At 69.4% G+C, this 25,033-nt stretch carries 26 protein-coding genes and 1 pseudogene; 16 read left to right on the plus strand and 11 right to left on the minus strand.

All coding sequences use genetic code 11. The features are described from left to right. Positions 1-136 precede the first annotated feature (136 nt). The gene (locus ACGFIS_RS33225; protein ID WP_392897841.1) at positions 137-1,072 is read left to right on the plus strand and encodes an oxygenase MpaB family protein; all 936 of its coding nucleotides are present in this window, start codon (positions 137-139) and stop codon (positions 1,070-1,072) included. Positions 1,073-1,084: 12 nt separating this feature from the next. On the opposite strand, the gene cqsA is transcribed toward ACGFIS_RS33225, so the two are convergent. Further along, the gene (cqsA, locus tag ACGFIS_RS33230; protein WP_392897843.1) at positions 1,085-2,245 is read right to left on the minus strand and encodes an alpha-hydroxyketone-type quorum-sensing autoinducer synthase; all 1,161 of its coding nucleotides are present in this window, start codon (positions 2,243-2,245) and stop codon (positions 1,085-1,087) included. A gap of 348 nt (positions 2,246-2,593) precedes the next feature. On the opposite strand from cqsA, the gene ACGFIS_RS33235 reads away from it, so the two are divergent. Continuing rightward, positions 2,594-3,634, plus strand: a complete 1,041-nt coding sequence (locus ACGFIS_RS33235; protein ID WP_392973554.1) for a YbhN family protein — start codon at positions 2,594-2,596, stop codon at positions 3,632-3,634. 48 nt (positions 3,635-3,682) lie between these two features. Here ACGFIS_RS33235 and ACGFIS_RS33240 read toward each other — a convergent pair whose 3' ends face one another. From ACGFIS_RS33240 to ACGFIS_RS33255, 4 genes are all read right to left on the minus strand, one after another. After that, entirely contained in the window at positions 3,683-4,492 is an 810-nt protein-coding gene (locus ACGFIS_RS33240) for an amidohydrolase family protein (RefSeq protein WP_392973556.1), read from the minus strand. Beyond that, a complete protein-coding gene (locus ACGFIS_RS33245; RefSeq protein WP_392973558.1) occupies positions 4,482-5,054 on the minus strand; it encodes a TetR/AcrR family transcriptional regulator in 573 nt (190 codons plus the stop codon). Before ACGFIS_RS33245 ends, ACGFIS_RS33240 begins: the two co-directional genes overlap by 11 nt. Before the next feature lie 145 nt (positions 5,055-5,199). After that, positions 5,200-6,039: an SGNH/GDSL hydrolase family protein gene (locus ACGFIS_RS33250; protein ID WP_392973560.1), complete on the minus strand. Its 840-nt coding sequence runs from the start codon at positions 6,037-6,039 to the stop codon at positions 5,200-5,202. Between the two features lie 334 nt (positions 6,040-6,373). Then, positions 6,374-6,706: a hypothetical protein gene (locus tag ACGFIS_RS33255; RefSeq protein WP_392973562.1), complete on the minus strand. Its 333-nt coding sequence runs from the start codon at positions 6,704-6,706 to the stop codon at positions 6,374-6,376. Between the two features lie 366 nt (positions 6,707-7,072). On the opposite strand from ACGFIS_RS33255, the gene ACGFIS_RS33260 reads away from it, so the two are divergent. Next, positions 7,073-7,507: a hypothetical protein gene (locus ACGFIS_RS33260; RefSeq protein WP_392973564.1), complete on the plus strand. Its 435-nt coding sequence runs from the start codon at positions 7,073-7,075 to the stop codon at positions 7,505-7,507. Between the two features lie 101 nt (positions 7,508-7,608). Next, positions 7,609-8,388, plus strand: coding sequence for a CAP domain-containing protein (locus ACGFIS_RS33265; protein ID WP_392973566.1), 780 nt, complete (start codon positions 7,609-7,611; stop codon positions 8,386-8,388). On the opposite strand, the gene ACGFIS_RS33270 is transcribed toward ACGFIS_RS33265, so the two are convergent. Continuing rightward, positions 8,389-9,837: a sigma-70 family RNA polymerase sigma factor gene (locus ACGFIS_RS33270; RefSeq protein WP_392973567.1), complete on the minus strand. Its 1,449-nt coding sequence runs from the start codon at positions 9,835-9,837 to the stop codon at positions 8,389-8,391. 161 nt (positions 9,838-9,998) lie between these two features. Between ACGFIS_RS33270 and ACGFIS_RS33275 the strand changes: the two genes are divergently transcribed. After that, a complete protein-coding gene (locus ACGFIS_RS33275; protein ID WP_392973569.1) occupies positions 9,999-11,873 on the plus strand; it encodes a putative glycolipid-binding domain-containing protein in 1,875 nt (624 codons plus the stop codon). Beyond that, positions 11,870-12,511 (plus strand): NUDIX hydrolase, encoded by a 642-nt coding sequence (locus ACGFIS_RS33280; RefSeq protein WP_392973571.1) that lies wholly within the window; start codon positions 11,870-11,872, stop codon positions 12,509-12,511. The genes ACGFIS_RS33275 and ACGFIS_RS33280 overlap by 4 nt, the downstream gene beginning before the upstream one ends. Here ACGFIS_RS33280 and ACGFIS_RS33285 read toward each other — a convergent pair. Then, positions 12,477-12,764 carry a PGPGW domain-containing protein gene (locus ACGFIS_RS33285; RefSeq protein WP_392973573.1) on the minus strand — a complete coding sequence of 96 codons (288 nt, stop codon included), beginning with the start codon at positions 12,762-12,764 and terminating at the stop codon, positions 12,477-12,479. The two genes, ACGFIS_RS33280 and ACGFIS_RS33285, sit on opposite strands and share 35 nt — an antisense overlap. A gap of 134 nt (positions 12,765-12,898) precedes the next feature. Between ACGFIS_RS33285 and ACGFIS_RS33290 the strand changes: the two genes are divergently transcribed. Further along, complete coding sequence (locus ACGFIS_RS33290; protein WP_392897866.1) at positions 12,899-13,399, plus strand: NUDIX hydrolase; 501 nt, start codon at positions 12,899-12,901, stop codon at positions 13,397-13,399. A 109-nt stretch (positions 13,400-13,508) separates the two neighbouring features. Here ACGFIS_RS33290 and ACGFIS_RS33295 read toward each other — a convergent pair whose 3' ends face one another. Next, entirely contained in the window at positions 13,509-14,093 is a 585-nt protein-coding gene (locus ACGFIS_RS33295) for an excalibur calcium-binding domain-containing protein (protein WP_392897869.1), read from the minus strand. A gap of 180 nt (positions 14,094-14,273) precedes the next feature. Here ACGFIS_RS33295 and ACGFIS_RS33300 point away from each other — a divergent pair, with 180 nt between their 5' ends. The 3 genes and pseudogenes from ACGFIS_RS33300 to ACGFIS_RS33310 form a co-directional block, all read left to right on the plus strand. Next, entirely contained in the window at positions 14,274-14,684 is a 411-nt protein-coding gene (locus ACGFIS_RS33300; RefSeq protein ID WP_392897871.1) for a PPOX class F420-dependent oxidoreductase, read from the plus strand. Between the two features lie 298 nt (positions 14,685-14,982). After that, a complete protein-coding gene (locus tag ACGFIS_RS33305; RefSeq protein WP_392897874.1) occupies positions 14,983-15,912 on the plus strand; it encodes a hypothetical protein in 930 nt (309 codons plus the stop codon). Between the two features lie 26 nt (positions 15,913-15,938). Further along, positions 15,939-16,079: pseudogene (locus ACGFIS_RS33310) on the plus strand (alpha/beta fold hydrolase); the annotation flags it as partial. Between the two features lie 43 nt (positions 16,080-16,122). Here ACGFIS_RS33310 and ACGFIS_RS33315 read toward each other — a convergent pair. Further along, positions 16,123-16,677 (minus strand): dihydrofolate reductase family protein, encoded by a 555-nt coding sequence (locus ACGFIS_RS33315; RefSeq protein ID WP_392897877.1) that lies wholly within the window; start codon positions 16,675-16,677, stop codon positions 16,123-16,125. Positions 16,678-16,917: 240 nt separating this feature from the next. Between ACGFIS_RS33315 and ACGFIS_RS33320 the strand changes: the two genes are divergently transcribed. From ACGFIS_RS33320 to ACGFIS_RS33345, 6 genes are all read left to right on the plus strand, one after another. Continuing rightward, positions 16,918-18,459: a hypothetical protein gene (locus ACGFIS_RS33320; RefSeq protein ID WP_392897880.1), complete on the plus strand. Its 1,542-nt coding sequence runs from the start codon at positions 16,918-16,920 to the stop codon at positions 18,457-18,459. 559 nt (positions 18,460-19,018) lie between these two features. Then, entirely contained in the window at positions 19,019-20,797 is a 1,779-nt protein-coding gene (locus tag ACGFIS_RS33325) for a hypothetical protein (RefSeq protein WP_392973575.1), read from the plus strand. Continuing rightward, a complete protein-coding gene (locus tag ACGFIS_RS33330) occupies positions 20,781-21,227 on the plus strand; it encodes a hypothetical protein (protein ID WP_392897886.1) in 447 nt (148 codons plus the stop codon). The genes ACGFIS_RS33325 and ACGFIS_RS33330 overlap by 17 nt, the downstream gene beginning before the upstream one ends. After that, a complete protein-coding gene (locus ACGFIS_RS33335; RefSeq protein WP_392897889.1) occupies positions 21,227-21,736 on the plus strand; it encodes a hypothetical protein in 510 nt (169 codons plus the stop codon). The genes ACGFIS_RS33330 and ACGFIS_RS33335 overlap by 1 nt, the downstream gene beginning before the upstream one ends. Before the next feature lie 432 nt (positions 21,737-22,168). Next, entirely contained in the window at positions 22,169-23,050 is an 882-nt protein-coding gene (locus ACGFIS_RS33340) for a helix-turn-helix domain-containing protein (protein ID WP_392897892.1), read from the plus strand. Beyond that, a complete protein-coding gene (locus ACGFIS_RS33345; RefSeq protein ID WP_392897895.1) occupies positions 23,047-23,241 on the plus strand; it encodes a DUF397 domain-containing protein in 195 nt (64 codons plus the stop codon). The genes ACGFIS_RS33340 and ACGFIS_RS33345 overlap by 4 nt, the downstream gene beginning before the upstream one ends. A 720-nt stretch (positions 23,242-23,961) precedes the next feature. Here the strand turns inward: ACGFIS_RS33345 and ACGFIS_RS33350 are convergent. Next, the gene (locus ACGFIS_RS33350; protein WP_392973577.1) at positions 23,962-24,531 is read right to left on the minus strand and encodes a hypothetical protein; all 570 of its coding nucleotides are present in this window, start codon (positions 24,529-24,531) and stop codon (positions 23,962-23,964) included. Further along, positions 24,528-24,962, minus strand: a complete 435-nt coding sequence (locus ACGFIS_RS33355; protein ID WP_392897901.1) for an ATP-binding protein — start codon at positions 24,960-24,962, stop codon at positions 24,528-24,530. Before ACGFIS_RS33355 ends, ACGFIS_RS33350 begins: the two co-directional genes overlap by 4 nt. Positions 24,963-25,033: the final 71 nt, after the last annotated feature.

Below are 25,033 nucleotides of genomic sequence, written 5' to 3' on the forward strand. Positions count from 1 at the left end.
GACGGTGTTCCTACAGCGGGGCTCGTAAGGGCGGCACTCCGCAGGCGGGTACGGCACGGCCTGGACGTGTGACAAAGATTGACTCTTGTCTCATCTCGGCTATCCTCGCAGTAAGTGGTCACTGCCAGGAGGTGCGATGCCCGCCTCGTCCTCGCCCCCGACGGTCGTCACCGCCGCCGCCCGGACGTCACGGCACACCGCCGCGCACGCACCGCTCGGACCCGGGACGCTGCTGTGGCGCCACGCCGCCGACCTGCGTTCGCTGCTGCCCGGGGCCGCGGCCGGGCTCATGCAGCTCATGCATCCGGGCATAGGCGCGGGCGTCGCCGAGCACTCCGCGTTCTTCGACGCCCCCTTCGACCGCATCCACCGGTCCGTCCCCCAGATCTGGGCGACGATCCTCACCCCCGACGGCGCCGCCCCCGACGGGACCGCCCGCGCCCGCACCATCCGCGACCTGCACCGCGCCATCGGCGGCGTCGACGAGCACGCCCGCCGCTACCACGCCCTCGAACCCGAGACGTTCTGGTGGGCGCACGCCACCTTCACCTGGGAGATCTTCAAGGCCGCCGAGACCTTCCACCCCGGCACCCTCACCGCCGAGGACCACGAGCAGATGTACGCCGAAACCGTCACCTGGTACTCCCGGTACGGCGTCAGCATGCGTCCCGTCCCCGCCGACTACGCCGCCTTCCAGTCCAAGTTCTGGCACATCTGCACCAAGCGACTGGAACTCACCCCGGCCGCCGCCCGCGCCCTGGAGATCGCCAAGCACGGCTCCGAGACCATCACGATCCTGCCCGTGGGCGGGCCCCGCCTCGACCGCGCGGGACGCCTCGTCATCGAACGCCCCCTGCGCCTGCTCACCTTCGGCTGCCTGCCCACCATCGTCCGGCAGCGCTTCGACATCCCATGGACGCCCCTCGACCAGGCTCGGTTCGCCGCGCTCGCCCTCGCCAACCGGCAGGGCTACCGCATGATGCCCACCGGCATCAACCACTGGGCCCTCCGCAGCATGCTCCGCTACATCGGCGCCCACACCCGCCCCCACCGCTACCGGCCGGCGGCGTGATCCACCGGGGGTTCAGCCCGCCGGGGCCGGGGCGGCGAGTTCGGTGACCAGGCTGCGGCAGGCGGCGACGATCCGGTTCACATCGTCGTCGGTCAGGCCGGCGTGGGCCGAAAGGCGCACCAGGGTGCGGCCCACGGACGCCGTGGGCGGGAACAGTGCGGCGCTGAAGATGTCGCGCGCGACCAGCGCGTCCCGTATGAGGGTCGCGTCGGCCTCCGAGCCGGTCTCGAGCGCGATGATCTGCGTGTCGGACTCGACGAGCCGGTAGCCGAGACCGGTCAGGCCGTCCCGCAGGCGGCGCGTGACGGCGTGCAGGCGGTCGCGGCGGCGGCGCTCCTCCCGGACGACCTTCAGCGCCGCGGCGAGGCCCGCGACATCGTGCGGCAGCAGCGTCGAACTGAACACGGACGGCAGCGCGGTATGGACGAAGTAGTCCGCGAAGCCGGGACGGTCGCAGGCGATCAGCCCGGCGCGTCCGGACAGGGCCTTGGCCAGGCTCGCGGTGCGGAAGTCGACACGGCCGGTGAGGCCCAGCGCCGCGACGAGTCCCTCGCCGCGCGCACCGTGTGTGCCGAGCGAATGCGACTCGTCCACCACCAGGAGGCAGTCGTGCTCCTCGGCCACCTCCACCAGGCCGGGCAGCGGGCACACCGAGCCGTCGGTGCTGTAGACGGCGTCCACGGCGATCACTCCGGAGCCGCCCACCTCGATCCGGCGGCGCAGGTGGCCGAGGTCGTTGTGGCGGTAGTAGGCGAGCTCCGCGCCCGCCGTCCGCGCGCCCTCCCACAGCGACATGTGGGCGAGGGTGTCCAGGTAGACGGGGACGTCCGGCCCGGCCACCACCTGCATGAGCCCGGTGTTGGCCGCCCAGCCCGACGGGCACAGCACACCGGCCCGCGCGCCCATGTGCCGGGCGAACTCCGCACCGAGGACGATCTGCGGGTGGTCGTCGGGCAGGCACGGGCCGGGCACCGGCGCCGCGCCGTCCGCCGCCCGCAGGCTGGCGATCATGGCATCGGCGATCGCGGGATGCTCGGAGAGGGCGAGATAGTCGCTACAGGTCAGCATGATCGTCCGGCTGCCGAGGGCCTTGGCGGGCGAGGGGCGCCGGCCGCCCCTGGTGCCCCGGAAGCGGCTGATGCGTTCGCCCAGTCGCTGGTGAGCGCTGGTCATGGTCGTCACTCTCCCCCGGCATGTGATCGTCACATCCTGTAGCGGACCCTGATCATAGTGTGAAAAGAATCTAAGGTGTCGACCAAAACCCGCGCTCCGCACGGGAAGAATTCCATCAGCGGAACGAATCATTCCGTTCTGCCATGAGGCCCGCATGAACGAGATCACGCCCTCCGGCTGGGCGTCCTCGACACCGCCCACGAGGCCCTGCGCGTCATCGTCCGCGACCCCGGCTGGAGGCCTGAGAACCCGCCGTGCCCGCCCGCCGGCCACGGACGTCCGTCAGCGTTCGCGTCGAACCACCCTGGCCGTCGCATACTCTTCAACCAGGCAGCCGAACAATAAGGTGTGGAGACGATCGCCGCAGGCGCTGAAACCGCGGCGCCCGCCAAGCTCCCCGAACTTGGCGGAAACGCCGCCGCCCCACCCCGCGTCCGGCGGATCCCCCGGGTCCGCTGGGCCGTCCTCGGGACCCTGCTGACCGCCCTCGTCACCGCGGGGCTGGTGACCGCCGGCGCGCCACGCCCGGCCCTGTCGGAGCTCCTGACGCCGATCGGCACGATGCACTGGGCGTACCTGCCCGTCCTGCTCCTGCTGTCGCTGCTGCACTTCGTCTGCTCCGCGGTCGCGCTGCGCGCCGCGTCCGGCCGGCCGATCCCGCTCTACCAGACGACCCTGACGCAGTTCACCGCGGCGGCCGCCAACCGCGTCACGCCGGGCGGCCTCGGCGCCGTGGCGGTCAACACCCGCTACCTCGTCTGCCGCGGGCTCCCGCTCCCTCAGGCCGCCGTCACCGTCGCCGCCGTGCAGGTGGCGGGCGTCCCCGCGGACCTGCTGCTGCTGGGCGCGGTCGTCGGGCTCGGCGGCGGGAACGGCCGGCTGCTGGACGCGCTCGGCCGGCACGCCGCCGACGCCGCCGGGCTCGTCCCTCCCGTCCCGCTGCTCATCGCCGCCGGTGCGCTGCTCCTGGCCGCCGGGCTGTGGGGCCGCCGCGCCCTCCGCTCCGCCGTCGTCGGACGGGCCGTGGCCGGGCTCACCGGGCTGTGCCGCCGGCCGCGCGACCTGGCGGTGGTGCTCGCCGGGTCGGCCTCGACCACGCTCGTGCTCGGCCTGGCGTTCGCGCTCAGCGTCCTCGCCGTGCCCGGCACGGCCGCGGGCCCGGCCGACGTCCTCGCGCTGGTGACCGCCTACCTGGTGGGGGCCGCCGCGGGCTCGGCGGTGCCGTCCCCGGGCGGCGTCGGCTCCACCGAGGCCGCGCTGGTCGCCGCGCTCGCGGCCCTCGGCATCGCCGCCGGCCCGGCCCTGTACGCCGTGCTGCTGTTCCGGGCCGTCACGTTCTGGGCGCCCGTTCCGCTGGGCCTGATGGCCTGCCGGACGCTCCGCCGCTGAGCGCCTTTACGTTGTAGATCATTAAGTTTGGATCATTAAGTCGGGTCGTCAGAGATGGAAGACGTGCTTGGCGTTGCCCGACAGGAACGCCTCCTTCGCGTCGTCGCTCAGCCCCAGGTCGTCCAGCCCCTTGAGGGCCCGCTCCGCCGTCATCATCGGGAAGTTCGTGCCGAACAGGACCTTGTGCCGCCGGTCCTGGGTCATGTAGCGGACGAGTTCCGGCGGATACCTCCGCACCGTGTAGGCGGACGTGTCGATGTAGACGTTCTCGTGCTTGCGGCACACGGCGACCATCTCCTCCGTCCACGGGTAGCCGATGTGCCCGCCGACGATGACGAGCTCCGGGAAGTCGAGCGCGACCTGGTCGACGTAGGGAATCGGACGTCCCGTCTCGCTCGGGCGCAGCGGACCCGTGTGCCCGACCTGCGTGCAGAACGGGATGCCCAGCTCAACGCACTCGGCGAACAGCGGGTAGTAGCGCCGGTCGGTGGGAGGCAGCTCCCACAGCCACGGAACCACGCGCAGACCCCGGAACCCCAGTTCGCGGACGCACCGCCGTAGCTCCCGGACGGCGTCCATGGGCTTGCGCAGGTCCACGGACGCGATGCCCAGCAGGCGTCCCGGGGCCCGCTCCACGTACGAGGCGACCTCGTCGTTGCTCACCAGGGCGCCCTCCGGGCCGTACCAGGCGCTGATGAGCCCGACGTCCACTCCCCCGGCGTCCATGGCGCCGACCGTCATCTCGACCGGCACCTCCTCCTCCGGAGGCTTCTGCCCGGTCCACCGCCACAGCGAATCCAGCATCTCGTGCTGGAGGAACCGCACCGTCCCGTGCTGCATCCACGCGTCAATCACCATGGTTACCTCCCACCGACCGCCATGCGGCCTCGCTAAGCAACACGACCTGTTCGTCGACCGGCTCCCGAACCTGGCCGTTGAGCCACAGCCGGCTCAGTTCCTGCGCGGGCCCGAGCCACAGCACGAACGCCGTCACGACGTCCACGTCGGCCAGTTCCCCGTGGCGCACCTGAACGCGCCACCAGCTGCGCACCTCACGGAAGAACATCCGGTTGCGCTCGTCCAGCCCGGCACTCCCGGACGGACGTTCCGTGAACATGAACCTCGCCTGCTCCGGATGCTCCCTGCACCACCGCACATGAAACGCCACCACCCCGGGCACCGCCCCGCGCGCGCTGTCATGCGCCCGAAGCTCTTCCAGGAAGGCGTCCTGATACCGCGCAAGGCACTCGATGAACAGCGCCTCCGCGACCTGTTCCTTGCCCGCGAAATGGTGGTAGAAGCTGCCCACGCTGACGCCGCTCGCCGCCCGCAGGCTGCTCAGCGTCGTCCCGGCGACCCCGTCCCGCCCGAACAGCTCCAGCGCCGCGCGCAGCACCTTCTCCCGGCCGGCCTCGCTCATAGAACATTATTCTGCCATCACAGAACAATATTCTGTCAACTCACGGCTCACCGGACATGCCCGGGCCCCGGCCACCGCTCGCCCGTGGGGGCGGAGGTGACCGGGGCCCGCGGCCGCTATGGCGTCGCGCTCGTGGCGCCGGCCGTCACCCTTCGCTCTTGGAGGAGGTCTTGGCGGGGCTCTTCAGGGCGGTCCGGGCGGAGCCGGTCAGGGCGGGCAGGTAGCCGAGCCGGTGGCCCCGCGCGGTCGGGTGGTAGGACGACTCGATCGGCCACGTCACCGCGTTGAGCCAGTCGTCGCCGGAGCACAGCTCGTGCCCGGCGAACTCGTCCCGGACGTCGGACCAGGTGAAGCCGGAACGGCCCGCGGCCTTGGCGGTCACGCCCGCCAGTGTGTCGGCGGCGTTGTTGAGCGCGGTGCGCTTGGCGTTGCCCAGCCCCACGCACCAGTCGACGATCGTGTACAGGCGCGGGTAGCCCAGCACCACCACGCGCGCCGACGGCGCCTTCGCCCGGATCTTCGAGTACAGCGAGTCGAGGCGTCCCGGCAGGGTGTCGCGCATGTAGGTCTCGGCCTGCGCCGCCCTGCTCTGGCACGTCGAGGTCGAATTCAGGACGCATGTCTGCATCACGTCGCTGAAGCCGGCGTCGTTGCCGCCGGCCGTGACGCTCACGAGCGTCGTCGAAGAGTTGAGCGCGCCGAGCTGGCCGCTCGCGACGTCCGTGGTCGTCGCCCCCGAGCAGGCGACGAACCTGAACGACTCCGTGGTGTGCGCCGCCGCCCACAGGTTCGCGTAGGCGTTGGCGCTGCGCTTGCACGACCCGCTGTCCGGGTCGTAGCTTCCGGCCCCCGTGCCGGACGAGTAGGAATCCCCGAGTGCGACGTAGTTGGGCCCGGCCGCGTGAGCGGCCCCGGACCACACCATTGAACCGGCGGCGAGAGTCACCGCACCGAAAGCGGACAGAAGGGGGCGGGAGAGACGCATCTGCACTCCGGAGCGACGAAGCGAATTGGGTCGCCCGCCTTATACCCGCGCCACCATTCTCCCAAGCTTCAACTCTGATCAACAACATTTGTCATAATTTGCCGCAGAAATCCGCGAATCTCACCGATTCGCCGCTGTCAAGACACAAAAGGTAACAACCATTTCAGTCCAAATCACAATAGCCTCAGAAACCCCAAGAGCCCATTCTCCACACCGCGTCCTCCGGCCGGCCGGGACCGCGGTCCGCGGGGGGTGGGCACGCGCAGCCGCTTGGCGAGCCGGGGCACCCGGACAACGGCCACCGGCACGAGTCTCGACGCCGGTGCCCGGCCCGTCAGTCGCCAGAGCAGGGGTCCAGCCACATGGTGGGGTACTTGTCCTCGCAGACCTGGACGGAGCTCGCGGTCGGGTACGACTTGTGGCTGCACCCGCCCGCCGACCCGTTCGCGTCCCACAGGTAGCGGTCGCCGCCGAACCATCCGTAGACGCCGTTGCCGTCGGACTCGTTGTCGCAGACCCGGGCGACTCTCGTCCCGAGGTCCAGGCAGGCCTTGTCGGCCCCCTCGTACACGCACACCTCCTGGGCCGCCGCCGGCAAGGCCGTCGTGAGCATGAACGCCGTCGAGCTCAGCAGCGTCAGCGTCGCGAATGCGCCGATTCTCCTCACACCGTGCTCCCTCTCGAGCAGGAAACTCGCGCGATGCCTCCTCGCGTCCTGTGACCCGATTCGCCCCCGCGTCCCGTCCGTACAAGAGAACCGGATCCCGCCTTTCAGCCGGCTATACGTTCCCTGTCAGGGCAGGTCGCCCTGGGCCCTCCACCTCACTCGTTCGCGGCCGGTGGCACACTCGTTAGCGGACCCGGCCTCCGCCAGACGCGCCCTCGCCGCTTCTCCGCGCGGTCCGTCTTCGTCTACGCGCTGCCCATCCGTGCAGACGCGCGCGGAAGACGTAGAGGATGCGCCCCTGCGAGAGGAACGGCGGCATGCTCCTGGAGGACGAGGCCGGTCGCCGGGTCGGCCCGGAGGGGCCGCATGCCGGCACCGCTGCGCGGCGGGTCCGACCTCGAGGACGAGCGCCACACCTGGATCCTGCTCCGGCGCCTGCTCGCCGAACTCCCCACCGGCTCCTGGACGACTTTCGGCGACCTGGCCACGGTCATCGGCTCGAACCCCGCCGGTGTCGGGCACAGCGCGATGCTGCTCCTTTACGCCCGCACCAAGACCGAGGCCGTTTACAACGCGTCCGCGTTCCTGGGCATGGTCACCGAGCACGGCGGCGTCGGCGCCGCCAAGCGCCTTCTGGCGTCCCCGCACATCTCGGACGGCTTCACCGGCCTCCACGAACGCGGCCACCTCGACCTCACCGTGGAAGCCCACGCCATCGACCCGCGCTTCGTGCCGCTCTTCACCGGAGACGAACGGGACAGAGCCCACCACCGCCTGACCGAGGCCGGCTACCGCCCTTAGCGGCTCGATCACGAAGGATCTGATTTTTCTGTTATCGCCCGTCCTGTCGGGGGTCTGCTGCGTATTCACAGGCACCCGACGAGATAGGACGTGGCATCGCCATGAGCAACCCCAATCCCCCCAGGCGCGGAGGGCCGGGCCCGAGGCGGCGGCAGCGGACGGTGTCCGGGCGCACCGCGGCGTGGACGGCCGCGGGTGCGGCGGGGCTGATCGTGATCGGCGGGATCGCCGGCACGGCGAGCGGCGCCTTCGACGACGGCGGCGCCGGCAAGGCCTCGGCGGCCGGCGGGCAGCCGTCGCCGCCCACCGTCCGCGCGCCCGACGCGGCGGAGCCGTCCCCGGCCGAGACGTCCGCCGAGCCGACGCCCACCAAGGCATCGCCGTCACGCAAGGCGACTCCATCGCGCAAGGCGACTCCATCGCGCAAGGCGGCTCCCAGCCCGACGCGTAAGCGGCCTAGCAGGCCCGCCCGGACGAAGGCACCGGCCGCGCCCACGGGCGGAGGCACCGCCGCGCAGGTCATCGCGCTGGTGAACCGGGAGCGCGCCAGGCAGGGCTGCCGCGCCGTGAGCGCCGACTCGAAGCTGACGCGGGCGGCGCAGGCCCACTCCGCCGACATGAAGCGGCGGGGCTTCTTCGACCACACGAACCCGGACGGCAGGAACCCCGGCGACCGGATCACCGCCACCGGGTACCGCTGGTCCACCTACGGCGAGAACATCGCCAAGGGCCAGCCGACGCCCGCGAGCGTCATGAAGGCCTGGATGAACAGCCCAGGCCACCGGCGCAACATCCTGAACTGCGGCTTCGCCGAGATCGGCATCGGCGTGGTGAAGTCGGGCGGCCCGTACTGGACGCAGGTGTTCGGCACCGCCCGCTGATCACCGCGGCGTCGCGAAGACCTGCGTCCACCACGGCCCGCCGGCGCCGCGGACGACCCCGACCCCGGCCATCGTGAACCGGCAGTTGAGGATGTTCGACCGGTGGCCGGGGCTGTTCATCCAGCCGTCCACGACTGCGGGCGGGGTCGGCTGGCCTTGCGCGATGTTCTCCGCCCACGCGCTCCAGTGGAACCCGGCGGCGGTGATCCGGTCCCCCGGCCCGCGGCCGTCCGAGCCGCGGTGGTTGAGGGCGCCGCGGGCCACCATGTCCGCGGAATGCCGCTGCGCCGCGCGGTGCAGGGCCGGCGAGGTGCGCAGCGGACGGCATCCGGCCCTGGCCCGTTCGGCGTTGACCAGCCGGACGACCTGCTGTCCGGCGGTCGGCGCGGCCGTGCGGGCAGGCGGCTCGACTCGGTCCTTGTCCGCCGCCCGTTCGGGCGGGGCGTCCTCCGGCGACGGTGTCCGCTGGACGGGCGCCACGGGGTCGCGGACGGGAGGTGCCGCCTCCGGCGGCGCGTCCCGCACACCCCAGAAGATCGCGGCGGCGGCGACGCCCACCGCGGCCGTCCCGGTGATCCAGCGGGCGGCCCCGGACAGCCCGCCTCCCTTCCCCGCGCCCGCGGCCGTCCCGAGCCCCTGGCCCGCGCTCGCCGCGGCCTCCGCGCCGGTCGACGCGGCGTGGAGCGGATGCTCGGCGGGGAACGGCACCATGACCAGGCCCGCGAGCAGCGCCTCGGGCGGCGCCAGATCCCGCTGGCGGGCGGTACAGAACCGGCATTCCCGGATGTGCCTGGCGATCCGCTTGCGCCACAGGGGCGACGGCCGTCCGTCCCAGCCGGAGAGCACCGGGCCGAGCTCCTCGCACCGCGGGCCCGCCACCGCCCGGGCCACGCCCCGGCATGTCGCCAGCTGCTTCTTCATCCGCTGCACCCGGACGGCCGCGTGCGGCGCCGACAACCCCAGCCCCTCCGCCAGCTCCTTGCGGGTGAGGTGCCCCGACGCCTCCAGCCACCACAGCGCGAGCAGTTCGCGCTCGTCCGGGTCCAGCCATCGCGTCGCCGCGGCGATCTCCTTGCGCTGCTCCGACAGCTCCAGCCGCAGGACGGCCAGCTCGGCGAAGTCGGCCTCGGCGCCCGCGACACGGGCCATGGCCTCCGGGTCCATCGCGGTCCTGCCGCGCTGCGACCTCCACCGGTGACGGACCTGGTTCATGGCGATGGAGATGAGCCACGACCGGAACCGCGCGGGTTCCCGGAGCCGCCCCAGCCCGCCCAGCGCGCGCAGCACCGACTCCTGGACGACGTCGTCCACGTCCGCGTGGCCGCCCAGCGCCCACCCGACCACGTTGTAAAGCAGCGGCAGATGCTCGGCGACCAGTTGCTCCCGGGCGTCGGCGTCCCCCTCCTGCGCCTCCCGGACCAGCCTGTCCACATCCGTGCCCACACGCATTCCCGTCCTCCGGAGACTCACCACTGATCCTTTGGAGACGTCCCAGAGCACCACAGATAACAAGAAGCCCACCCAATTCTCCACGCAACAGGCTTCTTCCGTCCCAGTGCGGCGCCCCCCGACCGCGCCGGGATGTCACGCGGGTGTGTGAGAGTGGGCTCATGCCGTTCAACGCGCCACCGGGCACCGCGCCCTGGCGGCACCTCGAAGCACGGGACGGCCGCATCGAGATGGAGACCGACGGCGCCGGGAACTGGCGCGTCGACGGCGAGCCCGCCCCGCACATCGGCGGCTGTCTCGACGTCGACCTGGAATCGGCCCCACGTCGGCGACACCCCTCCCACTCCGCCGGACGAAGTGCCGTCGACTACGCAGAGAATGCCCACTCGGCGCGGATGGCCTGCCACATCAAACTCGCCGGGCCGGTATCGCCGTTCCGCCGGTTTCAGATCACGATCTCGGACCGCCGTACTAGGGTGGTGCACGGTGGTTCCGGGAGCCGGGGAGTGTCAAATGTCGGTGGGGCATGTCGGGGACGTCAGCTTCAACAAATTGATTTCCGCGGATCTGCGCAGAACTATCACGGCGGTACCCAGTCGCTCGATAATCAGTGGTTCGATCGTGAGCTTCTGGAGCGGGCGCTTCGGGAGGGCGGGGTCGGCAAGGCCATTCTGAGGGAGCAGGCGCAAAGGTCGCGGCGCGAGTATCTGCGGGCCCTGCTGAACGCCGAGAAGGTCGTCATCAATCGCGCGTTCCTGTACAACAACCCGCAGGTCTATCAGGACTTCGCGAGCAAGGGACGCGATCAGGACGCCTTCCGCGACATGCTGGAGCGCGGAGTGATCATTCCGATGCTGCTGTCCGAGGACGGCCCGCTCCCGGCGAGCGGCCCGCAGTTCCAGGTGACCGAGGGACTGCAGGCATGGCGGCGGGTGGCGGAGACCACCATGATGTCGTGCCTCCGCCTGTCCTGGGACGACACCGAGAACATGGCGCTCGCCGAAAGTGTGAACAAGACGTTCGGCGCATTCCTCACGGGCCTCGTCCAGTTCGAGGTGCCCGCGCTGCAACGGGACTTCGATTTGGACGAGGACGCGGCTCGTAGTGCGCTCGCCCGGCTGAAGGAGGTCGGGCGGTGGGTGTTCGACGAGCTGGACGCCGGACGGCCGGTGGTGCGGCATAGGGTCTACGAGAAGTTCGTCGTCGGTGAGGGCGGGGACGTCGCGCGGCGGCAGTACGATGCCCGCCTTCCTCACCTGCCCGTTGTGAAACAGCTGATCGACCTGAAGTACGCCACGAATCTGGCGGACGCGGTCGACGTCTTCACGCTGACGCCGAGCAATTCTCTGCGGCGTACCGCGTTACAGGAGGGTCTGGCGCACGTCCGGCGGCGACGGGAGGGGGCGGCGGCCGAGTCGACGGACGCCGACGAGCTCATCAGGCTGCTGCGGAACCTGGCGTTCGATGACGTGCAGGGCCTTCTTGAGGCGGTCCCCACCCTCGACCATCTCTCACTGGCCGAAATCTGGCAGGTCCGCAAAGAGAAAGAATGGCATGCGTACAAGACGGCCCTCGCCGGCGTCATCAACACGCCGTCCATCGATGCCCTCGCCGACCCCGACACCGGGGTGGTCGAGATCTGCAGGGCCTACCTCACGATGCTCAACAAGGCGGAGGAGATCCGCAACGACCGTTCCTCGGGGCGGCTCGGGGGCCTGACCGAGATCGCCATCGACATCGGCGCACTGACCGTCAACGTCCTCTACATGCCCGGCGACCATTTCGGGTATGAGGTCGTCGGGGAGCTCGCCGGCCTCGCGAGCACCCGGCTGGCGAGGGTCACGCTCCGGCTGGGGCTGGGCCGATTCCGCGGGAACAGATCGCAGCACCGGATCGACACGACCGCCCAGCTCCTCGACATGCGCATGGAAGACCCTTACCGGGAGGCGAAGAAACTGCTTGAGTTTCTTTCCGCGCAGGGCCGTGCGCTAGGCGGCGCCAATGACGGCGCGGACCTGTCGAATGAGGGAGAATGACAACGCCGGAAGAGGAGTACGAACGGCTTCGCCGGAACTGGCCGGACCTGTTCGACAACCCGCCCGGCGCGTGGAGCGTGATTCTGGACGAATTTCCGGCGGAGGGCGGCCCGTACGGAATCTGCTACCGCGACCAGTACCTCATACTGCTGCGCGACCCGGTGAGGTTCCCGGACGGCCGGATCGGCGCGTATCTCCGGGCCGTGCAAGCGAACAGGCAGGCGGGAGCCGCCGTCCTCGCGACCTGCGACGGCAGGGCCGTTCTCATGCGGCACTTCAGGCATGCGACCCGTGAATGGCACTGGGAGATCCCGCGGGGCTCCCCCGAACCGGGTGAGACACCGGAACAGACGGCACGCCGGGAACTCGAAGAGGAGATCGGCGTACCGGCACGGTCGATCGAGTTCCTCGGTGACTTCTACGCCGACACCGGTGTCGTCGGAAGCAAGGCGGGCCTCTTCTGGGCGGACGTCGCCCACCCCCGCGATTCGCACCCCGAAGAGGGCATCGACCGGATCGAGCTGTTCTCCCCGCAGCAACTCGACCTCATGCTGGACCGGGGTGAGATAACCGACTCGTTCACCATGGCGGCGCTCCTGCACGCTAGGCGGCGCGGCCTCGCCCCATTCTCGTTCTGACCTGGTGCCACGCGGCGCGGGCGTAGCCGTTCACGCGTTCGCTGATGCGGCGTGCCCGGGGGAACTCGGTGCCCAGCAGTCCCAGCCCGGCGAGGATCGCCACGATTCCGGGGCCGGGCAGCACCAGCATCGCGACCCCCGCCGCGATCAGGCCGGACCCGACGACCGCGACGCCGATCTTCCGCAGCAGCCGGACGGGCACCCTGTGCCGCGGTACCGGCGCCGAATCGGCCTCCGTCTCTGGTCGGTGCATCACGCTCGCGGTCAAGTCGGCCCCCAGGGTCGTCGGCTCTTTCCTAAAGGGACGAACCGGAACGTCCCCGAAGATCCCGATCAAGCCGTGGTGTGGCCGAAGCCACATCGGTCCGGGACGGCTAGCATTCCGCAATGAAGATCCGGTTTGCCGCGCTGCGTGCGCGAAGGCGCCTCGGGACGCTGGTTCACCGGACGGCCGCGCGGATGTGGAAACGCCTCGGCGGGCGGATGCAGTGGCGGCTGGCCCGGCTGAGGCATCGGACGTTCCTGGTGTACGCGGGCGGGATCGTCCGGGACGATCAAGGGCGGATCCTGCTGCTGCGGCACCGGCTCTGGCCCGCCTACCGGGCATGGGGGCTGCCGGGCGGATACGTCAACGCCGGTGAGCGGCTCGAGGACGGCGTCGCCCGCGAGATCCGGGAGGAGACGTCCCTCGAAGTGGCGGTCAGCGGGCGGCCGGTCGGCCTCGCCAGCGGGTTCCGGCACCGGGTGGAGGCGTACTACGAGGCGCGGGTGACGGGCGGGCGGCTGGAACTCGACGCGGCGGAGATCCTGGAGGCGCGCTGGTACGCGAGCGACGAGCTGCCGGACGAGATGTCCCCGCGTCTCCGCACCCTGATCGCGTCTTTGTAGACCGCCGCCTGCCTCGTGCAGCAGCCGCAGCCGCCGTAGCGGCCCGCTCCGGACCGGCCGATCAATCCGGTCGATCACCGGACACGCGCCCGGCGCCGGTCTGCGCGGCCTACGGCTCCTCCCCCGGCTGCGGCTCCGACGGCCCTGTCCCGGGTCCGGCGGGCGGCTCTTCCTCGCTCGGCACCGGGGCGGACGGCTCAACGCTCGTCTCACCGTCCGAAGGCTCCGGTGCCGGAGTCGACGACTCCGGGCTGGACGGCTCCGTGCTCGGGCCCGGCTCCCCCGTCTGCCGGCCGGGCCAGGGCTCGCAGTCAACGCCATCGTGGTCGGCGTCGATGTACCAGTCGTACTCGGGGTCCACATCCTTGACGTACGGGCCGTACCCGTGGGCGTTGGCCTCCGCACACGTGTCGAAACGCGGATCGAGGGCGTACCCTTCGCGCGGCTCCCGGGTGGGGGGCTCCTCGCCGGGTGCACCTGGCAGGGCGGGCGGTGGTCGTCCTTCGTCCGGCGTACCCGGGGTGGACGGCGCCGCGGATCCGGACGGTGTGCTCTGCGGGGCCTGCCCGTTCTCCTGACCGCACGAGGCGAGACAGCAGAGAAGCAGGACCGCGGCCAGTGCGGCGAGAGCCGCTGAGAATCGCCGCTTCGGACGAGTGCGGCGTGCGAGGCGCCCCGGAGTCGATGCGGGCATGGCGGGACCTTCATCCGTGGAGTCCGCCGCACCAGCCTCATTCCATCCCAACCATCCCAATATGGACATAAGTAGCAGATACCGCAGCAGCAAACATCCATCTAATTATCGGGCGCGCGTGTTCGGCCCGGCGTCCACGACACTTGACCTCAATCATGATTGAGGTCGCAAGCTGGCGACATGAGCTTCACAGACCTCGAACGCGAGTACCTCGCCACCCAGCGGCTCGGCCGCCTGGCCACCGTCGGCCCCAAGGGCGACCCGCAGAACAATCCCGTCGGATTCACCTACAACACCCGGACCGGCACCATCGACATCCGCGGCTACGACCTCGCCAACACCCGCAAGTACCGCAACCTGCGCGACAACGACCGGGTCGCCCTCGTCGTCGACGACCTGGCCTCGGTCAAGCCCTGGCACGTCCGCGGCATCGAGATCCGCGGCCGCGCCGAGACGGTCGTCGAAGACGTCCCGCAAGGTTCCCACGTCACCGCCGACCTCATCCGCATCCATCCGGACAAGATCTTCACCTGGGGCATCGACCCGTCCGCCAAAGGCATGACCACGCGCACCCTCTCTCAGCCCCGGTGAGCCGAGGACGCGCGGGGCGGCGCGGTCCGCCCCCCTCGTCCGGCGGTCACCAGGACGCTCCGAAGCGGCGGGACAGCCGTGGATGAACGTTCGAATCTCACACCCCGCCGTTTAAGAGAGTCATTCATGCAAGTTTTTCATGGATGTTGACAAGACAGTCGAGTAGTCATAAGAATCGCCGCGAAGCCGAGCTTCGCACCCTCCCCGGGCGCACCCCGCCGAGCTCAGGCATCTCTGCCGCCGATGCGGAGAACAGGCCGTCGCACGGCTGCCGTTCGGACACGCCCTCGGGAGAGTGATGAACGAGAAGTTGGAAGAAACGCGACCGTGGCTGCGGGTGGAGAGGGACGACTGCCCGGTCAGCACGCCCCAGCAGGCGTGGATCGAAAGCTCGATGAAATGGTTCGCCGGCGAGTTCGGCCCGGCACCGCTGTCCGGCGGCATCGTGCTGCCGGGCCCGAACCTCACGTCCGGTTACACCGGGACGTCGCGGCAGATCAGCCGCTTGATCACGGGCGTATGCACGGTGATGTCGGTCGATCCGTCCGAGCTCACCGTGGAGTTCTTCGACCTGCGCGACGAGGACGATGCGCAGGCACGCAAGGGCAGGCGAGCGGTCGGGCACTACTACGTCCGTGACGGCCGTCCGGTCGTCGGGCTGGACGTGAGCGAAGCGTCCGACGCCGACTACCTGACGGCGATCATCGCGCACGAACTGTGCCACGTCCGGCTGCTCGGTGAGGGCCGCATCACCACCGAACGCAGGGACCACGAGCGGCTGACCGATCTCCTCACGGTCTATTTCGGATTCGGAATCTTCAGCACCAACGCCGCGCTCAGATTCGGGGACGCCGCGCGCGGATTCTCCGTCCAGCCCATGGGTTACCTGGACGAACGCATGCTCAACGCCGCCCGCAACGACGGCTACTCCCGGGTCGGTTACCTCACGGAGCCCGAGTTCGGCTACGCGATGTCCTGCTACGCCTGGCTGCGGAAGGAAGCAGAGCCCACCTGGGCCGGCCACCTCGACCCCGGGCCGCGCACCCACCTGAAACAGGGCTTGGCGTATCTGTCCCGCTGCGCCGGGCAGGGCGAGTTCCCGACCACCAGAACCGACGGCGTACCGGTATCGATCAACGTGGCGACGAAGAGTCCCGTTCCCGGCCTGCACCTGCCGTTCCCGGTGTTCACACGGAGTGCATGGCCCCCGGTCATTCCAGGGCGATAGCGCGACATCACGCCGGCCTTCACACGGCGGCCGCACCCGCCGTGGTGTTGCACGGCGGGGCGGGGTCGGGCTGCACGCCGGGCTGGCGCCGCCAGTTCGATCACCACCGCTACCGGATCGTTCTCTTCGACCAGCGCGGCTGCGGACGTAGCACGCCGAGCGCCGCCGGCCGGGCGGAGCCCGACGACCGGCGGCGGGCCGGACGGCCGGTCAGGCGCGGACGTAGCGCACGTACGTGGTTCCCGAGGCGAAGGAGCGGTGCTCGACCGGGCGCAGCCGCAGGTCGCTTCCCACGGGCAGGAACGGCTTGCCACCGCCGACGATCACGGGGAGCGCGCACACCCAGAACTCGTCGACCAGGTCCAGCAGGGAGGCGGCCAGCTCGGGGCCGCCGATCTGGAGGGGGCCGTCGATCTCCTGCTTGAGGCGCGTCACCACGGACACGGCGTCCTTGCGGCGGACGAGCGTGACCCCTTCGGGGACGGTCTGGAGGGTGTCGGAGAAGACGTACCGCGGCGTCTCCTTGTAGATCTGGGCGAACTCGCGCTCGATGGCCGGGGTGCCTTCCTTGCCGAGCTCCTGCGTCCAGGGCTCCTCCATCACTTCGTACAGCCGCCGCCCGAACAGGAACGCGGCGGCTTGCCGAGCCTGGTCGTTCGCCGCCTGGTGAACGTCATCGGCCGGCTCCGAGAAGGCGAAGCTGCCTTTGGAGTCTTCGACGTAGCCGTCGATCGAGGTGTGCATCCCGTAGATGACCTTGCCCATGAGGCTTCTCCTTGGTCGTAAGGGTCGTCTCGGAGTAAGACCTCATGCAGCGTCGAAACTCATCACTCTTCGACCGGGCGGGCGAGGATTCGACCGCGGCCCGAAAGGATCACCATCTTCTTCGGGTTCGGCGTCTTCACCACGAACGCCGCGCGACCGTTCCACGATGTCCGGTTTGTGCCAGATCGGGGACGGCTGAGAGCGGTGACGTACCGTTCAGGGCGACGAACGGAGCGGATCATGACCGTCAAGCGTTCGACCGCATCTGCCGCCGCACTCATGCTGCTGCTGCTCGCCGGATGCGACGGGGTGACGACGCCGCCGACGTCCATCACGTCCAGCTCGGCGACGCTGACCGCCGAGGTGAGCTGCGCGGCCGACGCTCCGGAGAATCCGTGCCTCGGCTGGTTCCAATGGTGGGAGGACGGCCCCACTCCTACCGTGCAGAGCTCCCAGTCCACGCCGATCGGCCCGGTGTCGTCCTCCGGGTCGGATGTCACGATCACGCACGAGCTGAGCGGTCTGGACCCGGGCGGGCTCTACCACTACCAGGTGTGCGGCTCCGGTGACAGCAACATCTCCGCCTCGAGCCCGCTGTGCACCGGGCCGTTCGCCACGCAGGTCAACGTGCCGGGCGCCACCCCGGCCGACCTCGGCGACTTCGACGCCTTCCAGACCTTCCGGACGGCGACGGGCACCACCGCCGGGACGTCCGACCTCGGCCGGATCCTCACGACGGCCGACACGCCCGCGAACCGCATCTCCCGCGACGGCGGAGTGAGCGCGGTCTACGCCCCGGGCAAGGCCCTGTGGGTGTTCGGCGACACCGGAGTGAACGGCGATCAGCTCCCGAACTCCGTGACCGGCACCGCGGCGATCGGCCCGTTCACCCCCGGGCAGGCGCCCCGCGCTCTCACCGAGGTGCCGACGCCGCCGGCTCCGCCGCGCACGCACCTCACCTCGTCCCAGCCGTTCTTTCCGAGTCCGACCGGGTTGAAGAGGCCGGGCAGCCCACCGGTCTCGTGCTCACCGGGCGGCGTAGCCGTCGCCTGGATCGGGGGCGCGGCGGCCATTCCGGGTACGGAGCGGGTGCTGCTGACCTACGCCGAGATGTGCCTGGTGTCAGGCGGAGACTGGCTTGTGGAGCGGCTGGTGCTCACCGTGTACGAGCCCGCCAGCAACACGTTCACCTCTCGATCCGTCCCGTTCGACCTGTCGGCGACCGCCGGTGACCTGCCGCTCGGCCAGGGCGTCAGTTCTCCGATCTTCGGCGGCGACGGCTACCTGTACCTGTTCGACTCTGATCGCGTCAGCACCCCCGGCGCCTTCGTGGCCCGCGTCTCCAGTTCCGACCCCGGCCTCTGGGGCAACGCGGCCAATTACCAATGGTGGGCCCAACCGGTCGGCGGCCAGCCGGCCGGCTGGTACGGCTGGGCGCAGGCGGACGGCCACCTGACGTCGGTCCTCCCGGACGGAGTCGTGCCTTGGGGGGCGACCGTCCAGGACTACTCCGCGACGACCTCCAAGGGCCTGGCGATGGTCGTCCAAACGAACTTCGGATCCGCTCCCTTCACCGTCTACACCGCCACCTCCCCGACGGGCCCCTGGACCGCCGCCGTCTCGGCGAAGGTCCCCGACTCCTGTATCGGCGGGTGGGGCTGCTACGCCCTGATCGGCCACCCGGAACTGAGCAGCGACGACCAGCTCGTCTACTCCTGGCGCAGCCCCGGCGACCGCGGCGGCGAAACCCACCTCCGCCTGGGCGCCGTCCCCTGGCAGTGAGGGGCCCCGCCAGGGCGGGGAAGGCGCGAGGTCCGCGCCGGTGGACGATGCGCACGCGACCCGCCCATGTGCACCCGCTCGTGCACGGTCGGGCTCCGGCCTGAGACCGGGGGCACGCCTGATCGCCCGGGGCAATCCGGCCATCCCTGTCTCGCTTTGCCGGGGCCGATTTCACACCCGTCCTGAAGAGACGCAGGGCTCAGTCAGGGAAACGGTTGCCGTCGGGCGCTCACACGCCACCCGAGCGCACCCCGGCCGCAAAGTCCGACAAATAGGACGTAGTCATATTCCTTGAATCATGAGCGGCTGAACCATCGACCAACCTGGATTCAGTGCCGTTGGGGGACGAGGTCATGGCACAGCAGCCGTAGCACGGAGCGGTTCGTGTGTGCGGTGTCGGATCGCTTGTGCGCGCACGTGCAAAGTTCGCACGTGCGCGATTTCATGGGGGCTGGTGTGGCCCGGCGTCAGCCCCGCGCGTCAAGGCACACGCCCGGCGAACCGTCCGGCCGACCCCCTGGCGGACGGGTTCGCACCCCCCAGGGAAAGGGCCGCCAGCGTGGGCGTGGAAGACAACACCGGGACCGACACCCGCACCGAAACCACCGACAAGCCCACGTCCCGAGACCGGCCCTACACCCCGCCGCCCGACAACCCCGGCTCCCCCGGCCAGCCGTCCCGCCGCGAAAGCATCGCCCGCGCCCGCCAGGCCCAGATGGAGAACGGGTCGCCGCAGCCGTCCCAAGGCACCGACACCAGCCCCAAGCCGCCCCAGGAACGCGACGACAAACCCGCCTCACCACAGATCGGCAGCCAGAACGAGAAGGCCGAGACATCCCGCGAACCCGAAGCCGAGGACGAGGAGCACGACCGCGACGACGGCAGGCCCGAGACCGGGCAGGGCGGCCGGCGGGACGGGCGTGAACAGCAACCGCACTCCCAGGACGACCGCACTCCGGCCGACGGCAAGGCCGACACCGGCACATCCGGCGACCGCGACCTCCCCCAGACCACGTCCACCGACCAGGGCACCGACACCCGCACCGAAACCGCGGACAAACCCACCTCATCCGAACGGCAATGGACGCCGCCGCCCGACAACCCCGGCTCCCCCGGCCAGCCGTCCCGCCGCGAAAGCATCGCCCGCGCCCGCGAAGCCCAGCTTGAGAACGCGTCGCGGCAGACCGAAGGCACCGACACCAGCAGCGAGCCGCTACAAGACCGCGACGACCAGCCCGCCTCGGCACAGTCCCAAGACGACGGTGTGAGCACACCGGCAGCGGGCAAGGCCGAAGCCGCCGGTGGCGAGCATGAAGCAGACCGGCCGGAGGCCGACGAGGGCGGTCCCGAGTCCGGCGAGGCCACCAGGCAGGACGAGACCGGCGCGCAGACCCACCCCCGAGACGCCGGTACCCCTGCCAACAGCACGATCGGCACCGATGTACCCGGCGACCCCGCAGCCGACGAGCCAAAAACCCGGGAGCGTCCCGCCGAACCAGCGCGAGACCCCGAACAGAACCCGCAGATCGCCGACGGGCCACCCGACGGCGGTCACCCAACGCGACCCGAATCAGCCGAGCAACCCGCCTCTCCCGGCAACGACACCGCCACCGGCGCCCAAGACGGCGAACCAGGCGACCGCCACACCACCGACAACACCCCGGCTGCGCCGCAAGAAGCAGATCAGGCCCCAGGAACACCGGAACTTCACGGCGACCAAGACGACGACCGTGATAGGAAAGCCGAGGAGCCGGAAAGCAGCGAACCCGCCGATCAGAACAACCCACCAGACCGCGACACAGGTCAATCCGGCGAAACGGAAGAACCCGGCAGAGAGCTGGCCCCTAACGAAGCAAACACCACAGAAATAGAGGAGGAGCCCAGACGATTCCAAGGGCATATCACCATTCCCGTCGACAGCGACGGCCGACCCATCCCACCATCCCGCGATAACGGAAACGACACCCCAGACCACGACGAACCCCGCCGACCTGAGGACGATCCCGCCAGCCGTGACCTCGCTGAATCCGACCCCGAGCGCCGATCTCGCAGTCGTGATTTCTATCGTAGCTTCCTCGCCAAGGCAGATGACACGAGGAGCGCGGCAGATAAGTTCGCTGAACCCGCTCAAAACAAGCTTGAGCGAGTCCAGCCAACTGGTCAACTGGCGGGAGCTCGTAACAATTATGATCAAATCAAACCCGTTGACCAACAGATAAAGTCGGGGAACGCCCTAGTGGGAGCCGTGGGCGCCGTAATAGTCTTGTCCGAAGCGGGCCGCTTTGGAATTAAAATGATGCGGAAAGTGAGAGGAAGCGAAGATGCCCGTAACCGATGAGCAGATTGCCACGTTGCGTGCACAACTGAAAGGAAATATCACCGAACATCGTCGCCTGCTGAGCCAACTCGACCCGGAAGAAGCTAATGTGGGCTATTCAGCGCTGGTCACAGCTGCCTTTATTGAGGCGGCCGAGCAACGCTTCATCAAGGGCGGGGAGATGGCGGACAAATCAGATGTCATTGATTTTGTAGCACAAGCAAGAGAAGGCGACGACGAGGCACCGGAAGTCATCAATCCGGAGATCGCCGAAAGCATGATCCTTCACTTGCTCGGCAAGGGGTCGATGGTCGATGCCGACGCAGAAACAAAACTCGGCCATCAAATTGTCTTGCTCGCCACCCTGGTGGGCGAAAGACAGTTCACCGAAAATGAACTGGACGCCTTCCTGCTCAGTGCCCGTTCACTCGCCAACGACTTGATCGGGTAATGGATTTCTCGGCTGTTGAGGTTCGCGAGGAGAACATCCTGGCGTTACGGGCCTTCCTGCTGGAGGGACCGCAGGCATGGGTGCCCCTGCAAGACGATATCCAGAAGGACGACGAGACCGCGGCCGGTTACATGTCGCTGCTCTACGGAGCGTTCAACGTCTCGGTGCGCCGAAGGTTCTCACCGACCTACACCGTTGGTGAGATCGTCCGCTTCGTCGCCAACCTGCGGATCAGGGCTGAGGAAGACGCTGACCTGATCAACACTCTCGTCGCCGAGGACATGATTCGCCGCGCCGTCGACGCCCCTCCGTTGAGGGACGGTGGGCCCGACGATTTGAAAGCCGTCCTGAACACCGAGGTCTACATCCTGCTGGCCCTGGTCGGCGAAGCGGATTTCGACCGGGCGGGTCTGGAACAGTTCATCGAGGACGCCACGACTTACACACAAAAGTGGCTCGCCGCGCAGCGGGCCAGATCCGCAGGTGTCGTCGGCCAAGCGTCGCCGTAGCCCGCCCGTCCGGGATCGAGCCGGAACACTCGGTCGCACGGGTCGCTCTCGGGGGTCCAGGGACAGGACATCGCTTGCGCTTCAGCCGATGCCACGTTCGCGCTCCAGCGCGCTTTGCAGGCGGGCGACTCAGCCTTCGGCGCATCCATCTGACCACCTTCGCCGGGACGGTGGGACTGGTCGAGTGGGAATGTGGCATACGTGCTCGTGAATCCGGACATCTGGATATTATGGGTTCATTTCTTGAGGTTTCCGCCAGTTTCGACCGAGCGAATCCGTCACGTGCGAAAGGCGCACGTGCTGATATCGACTAGGGCGTTGTCGTGTCGAGTGTTTGACCGAGCGTGACCTTATGATTGCTCGATAGTGGTCGAACACAGAGAGTCATTGATACGAACAGGTCGTGACTGACGCGATATCGGGAGGACGGCCATGCCGAGCCCCTACGTCCGCCGCCGGCGACTGGCGGCCGAGATCCGCAAGCTCCGCGAGAGCCGTGGCCTCACCACCGATGGCCTCGCCCGGCTCATGTACTACTCCCGCACGAAGATCTCTCGGCTGGAGAACGCCCAGAGCCGCCCGGACCTGGCTGAGATCATGAACATGCTGGAGGTTCTCGAGATCACCGGCAGCCAGTACGACAGGCTGCTCCAGCTCGCCCGCGAGGCCGCGCATAAAGGCTGGTGGGACAAGTACGGCGTCTCCATGGGTCCCCGCCAAAAGCTCGCAGCCGACCTCGAGTACAACGCCGACACCGTTCGTAGCTATGACCAGTCGGCGATGCCCGGCGCCCTGCAGTGCCGCTCGTTCATCGACGCTCTCGTCAAGCTAGACGAGAGCCAACAAACGCTCGACTATCAACCGGGGCGGATGGCCGAAGCCCGCGAGAAGCGGCAGCGAGAGCTACTCCGTCCAGATGGACCGTCCTACGAGACCGTCCTGGACGAGTCTGTGATCCATAGGTTGGGAGTACCACGGGAGGTCATGGCCACCCAACTCCGGCACATGATTGCGACGGTCTCGGAAGAAGAGCGGATCACGGTCCGCGTGCTGATGCACAACGCCCGCATCCCTGGAGGCTTCCTCCCGAAGTCGTCCTTCTACCTCTACACCTTCGCGGAGCCAGGCGACCCACCCATGGCGATCGTCGACACAGTCACCACTGACCTCGTCCTGACACAGCGAGGCGAGGTGGCACGGTATACCGGGAGGTACGACCGCCTCCGGGAGGCCGCGCTATCCACAGAAGACAGCATCGCCTTCCTGGATCAGGTGGCCAACCGGCTCACCGACCAGACAGGATCGGGTACATGACCAAGGACTTCAACGCCTGGCGCAAGTCACGCCACAGTGAACCCAACGGCCACTGCATCGAAGCGGGCCAGGCGACGGACGGCACGATCGGTGTCCGCGATACCAAGCTTCACGGCAACGGTCCCACTCTGGAGTTCACCAGAGAGGAATGGCGGAAGTTCCTCCACATGATCCGTTCCGACGTCCCCTGATCCTCCCAATATCTGCGGTCTTGGGACGAACCAACTTGCCCCAAGGCCGCTGACATTTCCGAGGACGTCCACGCCCACGTCTCCGAAAGACCCGAGCCTTCTCCCGGCGGCTCGCGGTTTCAAACCCTCCGCGCCCCACCGCGAAATGGTCGAGGCCGGCCTGCGGCACGGTTCCACGGCGGCGCGTCCACGACCTTACGGCGCCGGGCCGAGCTGACCGGCGCCATCAGCCGCCGTCTCCCAGGAACTGCTCGCTCAGGAGCGCAGGTCCATGGCGACGGTGCGGCCGCCGTCGGTGACGGCGAGGACCTGGTAGCCGTCGACGTAGAGGAGCCTGACCACCGTCGCAACGTATCCGTGCAGGAGGGATGATGGCGTCGGCGTCGCCGCTGACGGCCTGCCGATAGGCAGCGAAACGCGTGACCAGCAGGTCGGAGACGAGATTCCGCCGCTTCAGATCACCATGCGGGGTACCTAGCGCGGCGTTCAGTTCCTCAACCGTCCAGCCGGAGCTCCCCCACTCGTCGTCCTCGGTGGACGGCGGGGTCTGTAAGGAACGCCTCGTCCCTCCATCAACACCCGGAGCGAGCGCCCGCGCGTTCTCCAGCTGCAGGTCGTCCGGTACACCGGCGTGGGAGATCCACCCCTGGGATGGGGATGCGACCGGCCGCGCAGGTCAGCATAGGTGGCCGTGGCGGGTAAGCGGGCGCTGTCAGGTGGTCAGAGTTCGCCGCGTTTGTAGGTGCGGTACTGCGGCGCGAGAGTGTCGGGGTCGTAGGCGGGCCAGAGGGTCAGGGTGCCGGTGTTGCGGTCGATGATGAGGACGTTGTCGGGGGCCTCGGGCGGCGGGGTTCCGGGGCGGGCGATGAAGCCCTCGTCGAAGGGCTCGATGGACAGAAGGACGGGGTGGCCGGCGGTGCGGGTGTACCAGGCGTCGGCGCGGCGCCAGGCTTCGGGGCGGTCGACCGGTTCCACCTGGAGGGCGTAGGCAGTCAGGACGTCGGAGATGCACCGGACCGTCCGGCAGCGGTCGATGCCGCAGGCCAGGCAGACGAGGCGGTCGTAGCGGTCGCGTCCGTACCGGTGGGCGGTCAGGACGGTGGTGAGCGCGGCGGACGTCGCCAGCGTCAGCATCCGTCCCGTCCGCAGGAACGACGAGCTGTAGGGGTCGAGGGCGGCGGCGTTCTTCTCGGCGAGCGCGTCGAGGGCGTTCGGGTCGGTGCGCATGGCGGCGGTCATGGCGGAGCGGACCTGGGCGACGGTCCATTCGCGCAGGTCGCGGCCGCTCACGCCGCCTCGCTCAGGGGCGCGGAGAAGAGCGCGGCCACGGTGCGGGACCGGTCGTTGCCGAACCAGCCCCAGCCGGACGCCAGCAGCGACACGGTGCGCAGGCCCCGGCCGGATTCGGCGTCGTCGGCCGCGTCGCTGACGGCGGGTTCGGAGGGGGCGCCCTCGTCGGTGACGGCGACGGTGACCGCGCCGTCCCAGTGGGCGATCTCGACGGTGAAGGTGCCGCCGGGCTGGCCGGACTTGGTGTGCCGCAGCGCGTTCACCACGAGTTCGTCCACGGTCAGGAGCACCTCGTCCAGCTCGGGGCGGCCGGCGAGGAGGGCGGCGGTGAAGCGGCGGGCGGCGCGGGCCTGGTCGAGTTCGCCGGGGAAGGCGCGGCGCCAGCGCTGCGCGCTCGCGGGGGCGGACGGGAGAGGTATCGGGTACGACATGAGGGTTCCTCAGCGCGTGGTAGCCGGTTCGTCATCGTGCGTGTTCATCGTCACAGCACGAACCGGCACGC

This window comes from Spirillospora sp. NPDC048824 (assembly GCF_043198455.1).
Lineage (GTDB): Bacteria > Actinomycetota > Actinomycetes > Streptosporangiales > Streptosporangiaceae > Spirillospora.